This is a genomic window from Pedobacter sp. 01T416_2, assembly GCF_056398925.1.
This window is the reverse complement of record NZ_JBFTQI010000620.1, coordinates 1-3,633: the sequence shown is the minus strand read 5'-3', so window position 1 is coordinate 3,633 and position 3,633 is coordinate 1. Positions and strand designations below refer to the sequence as shown.

Below are 3,633 nucleotides of genomic sequence, written 5' to 3'. Positions count from 1 at the left end.
AAATAAGATAGGTCATGTACCAAAACTTTCCCTTACGGAAAACTGTTGGGCAATCCATTTTATGTTGATTGTCTTCGGGGACCATTACCAAGCCATATTTATAAGGCGTTTTTACTTCCTGATAAATCTTTTCCATGGTTTCGGCTGAAACAGGATTCGTGGTTTGAGCATTCAATGTTAATGCACTTACAAAAAGGAAAAATGCGAGGATTATCTTTTTCATTTGTACTTTAAATTAAACTTATAATAACCTGATCCTAGAGCAACCTTAGCTTTCCCCGCTTCTATACCTGCATCTGTAAACGTCGAATTGTATTCTTCGGAGATTTCATATTTCGGCAAAACCGGAAAGTAAATAGTTGCTTTTGTATTTACGGGGATATTCACCTCCAGTGTAAAAGTTCGGTCTGTTTTTTCCCATTTGCAAGAAATTTCGCCGTAGGGGGAATTGTAACGCACATCAGCTGAGGTTAAATCGCCCACCACTTCTGGTTCGATTTTAATATGGCTAAAAGCAATTGAATTTTCTGCCTGACGGATGCCGCCAACACCACTATACAGCCATTCCATTAAGTGCCCGAGCATAAAATGATTGTTGGATACGGTTGGCAAAGCGGCCCAAGATTCGGTTAAAGCCGTTGCGCCTTTGGCTAGCTGCATACCATAACCAGGTACATCCGAACGGCTGTTCATATCAAAAATCACATCCGATTTACCGGCATCTTCTAAAACACGTAACACATAACGATAACCGATATCGCCTGCTGTTAAACTGTTTTTACGATCTCTGATATCTTTAACCAAATTATCGATTACTGCATTTTTATGCTTTTCTTCAACCAGTTCCATATAAACCGCCATTGCATTTGCAGTTTGAGATCCTGTTGCATACTGTTTGCTTTTTGCATCAAAGAATTTATGGTTGAATGCATTTTTTACTTCAAGGGCAAGTTTTGCATAGGCCATTGCATCAGCTTTTTTGCCCAGCAGCGCAGCCGTTTTTTCTAAAATTTTTAAATCATAGTAATAAATGGCTGTACCCGTAATGCCCATTGGCGTTAACTGAGAAACGCCGGGAGGTTTTGGCCCCAGATCATACCAATCGCCTAAACCTTGCGATAAAATGTGGTTATTTGCTTTGGTGCCCAAATAATCGATGTAACGCTGCATCATTGGGTAATAATCAACCATAGCCTGTTTATCGCCATACCACTGATATAAATACCATGGTATTAAAATGCCACTGCTGCCCCATTCAGGCGAATCACGGAACATATCGCCACCCCATTCAAATTTTACATACTCAGGCGCAATTTCAGGGATCAAGCCGCTAGCCAATTGCGAGTTTTTCATGTCTTGCAAGGCTTTTTTAAACAAAGCTGCAGCATTGTAATTATATCTTACAGAACTGCCCATTAAATGCAATTCCTCTAACCAACCCAATTTTTCACGGTGTGGGCAATCGGTAAAAACACTAACCATGTTGCTTTTAATCGCCCAATCGATCAGGCTGAAAGTTTTATTGAACAACTCGTTAGACGATGAAAACTTACCTACCTGCTCAGCAGCATTTCGGATATGTAAAGCTTTTAAACCTTCTACTACCGATTTGTTAGATGGATTTTCTTTACCGTTTGGAACAGCCCCTTTAACCTGCAGATAGCGAAAGCCTGTATAAAAGAACTTAGGACGCCAGATTTCCAAACCATCTCCTTTTAAAATGTAGGTAAAATAAGATGGGCTGCCTATATTTTTTTGTGTTACCGAACCATCAGCTTTTAATAATTCGGCCGGGGTAATGCGAACCGTATCGCCTTTTTTACCTCGGACTTTCAATTCGATAATTGCAGAAGCGTTCTGGCCCATATCATAAACCCATTCGCCATGGGCAACCGGATTAATATTTTGAGGAGAAAAATTTTCGAAAATCTTTACAGGTTCTTCTCTTTGGGCATTTAGTTTCGGACCATCAGCTAATAACGACGATTTCCATCTGCTATCGTTAAAACCTGCTAAATTCCAGCCTTTTTGCTCGAGGTTGGCATTGTAATCTTCACCGCCATAAATGCTTGAAAAAGTTATGGGTGATGGCGCGGTTTTCCAACTTTGGTTACTGATGATATTCGCTGAAGTTCCATCCGTATATTCGATCAACAGCCTGCAGATCATTTTCGGATAACCATAAGCTACTTTTAATTTTCTATACCTTTCTTTAACTGGAGGAATATAATAAAAACCATTGCCCAGSATCACTCCTATTGCATTTTCACCTCTCTTAAGCTGTTTAGTTAAATCATAAGTCAGGTACAAGGCCTCTTTATCATACTTCGTCCAGCCGGGTGCTAAAAAGTCGTCGCCAACTTTCGCTCCGTTTAAACTCATTTCAAAATGGCCTAAACCAGAAATAAAAGCAGTAGCTTTTTTAATTGTCTTCGTTACCGTAAAACCTTTGCGGAACATCGGCAAGATATTATTGCCAATGTATTTGTCTTTTTTACCATCCGTTGGCAGACTATTTACGTTAGAGTCTGCCAGTTTTTCGTAGGCAATCCATTTTGCACCTTTCCAATCGGCTGTGTTGAGCAATCCCATTTGCCAAAAGGCCGAAGCGCTCCAGCCAGATTCATGCCCGAAATTATCCCAAACACGGACTTTCCAATAATAGGTTTTGCTTGATAATAACTTTTTACCTTTATATTTAATCTGTAATGATTGGCCTGAGTTTACTTTTTTAGTATCCCAAACATCCCCAATATTTTTATTTAAATTGCTTAAACTGCTAGAAACTACGATTTGATAGCTTGTTTGCATAATATTGTGTTTAGCTGATTGCAGTTTCCAGCTCAAACCCGGCGAAAGAACATCGATGCCAATAGGATTATTCCGATACGCACAATCCAATTGAGCAACCTTAATATCTTGCGCAAAAAGCGGGATGCTTAACAGATAAAGCCAAGAAAATATTACAAGTTTGCTCATTCACTATTGCACACCGTTTCGGATGTTTTGGTTAGGTTTATAAATGGTCATCAGCGATAAATTTTTTCAGAAATAAATTCTCAATTCTATGGAATTAAGCCTTATAAATTTATTAACTTTAAAATGCGATCACTAATTCAAATATAAATGTTTTTTTTAAATATGAAAACATATATTCGTATTTAAATTATACAAAATCTTCTCTTGGATAAATAAGAAAGCATTTTGTATGTTTGAAATTGTAAAAAATACGATACAGCCAAATTTAAACCCGCATGAACGAAAAAGAATCGAAGTACCAAGCCCCTGCTTTGGATAAAGGACTTGATATATTGGAGTATTTATCAGCACAATCTATCCCATTGTCTCAAACTGAAATTGCTATTGGTATTGAGAAAACGCCAAACGAAATTTACAGGATGTTGATRAGTCTGGAAAGTCGTGGCTATATTTTACGTGATGAAGTTTCGGGCAAGTATAGGCTATCGTTAAAGCTTTTTTACCTCTCGCACCGGCACTCGCCTATTGATGAACTGCGTAAAGCTGCCCAGTTTCCTTTAGAGGAACTGGCAAATAGTATCCGTCAATCTTGCCATTTGAGTATTTTGTACATGAACCAGGTAATGGTGATTATTCATGCGAAAAGTCCGGGGC

2 protein-coding genes and 1 pseudogene are annotated in these 3,633 nt (G+C 38.6%); 1 reads left to right on the top strand and 2 read right to left on the bottom strand.

What is annotated here, in order from left to right:
- A pseudogene (locus tag AC1DPQ_RS21305) lies at positions 1-223 on the bottom strand (glycosylase); the annotation flags it as partial.
- A complete protein-coding gene (locus tag AC1DPQ_RS21300; RefSeq protein ID WP_477610802.1) occupies positions 220-2,979 on the bottom strand; it encodes a family 78 glycoside hydrolase catalytic domain in 2,760 nt (919 codons plus the stop codon). The gene AC1DPQ_RS21300 and the pseudogene AC1DPQ_RS21305, both read right to left, overlap by 4 nt.
- Before the next feature lie 275 nt (positions 2,980-3,254).
- Here AC1DPQ_RS21300 and AC1DPQ_RS21295 point away from each other — a divergent pair.
- On the top strand, positions 3,255-3,633 hold a 379-nt coding region (locus AC1DPQ_RS21295; protein WP_477610801.1), incomplete at its 3' end, for an IclR family transcriptional regulator.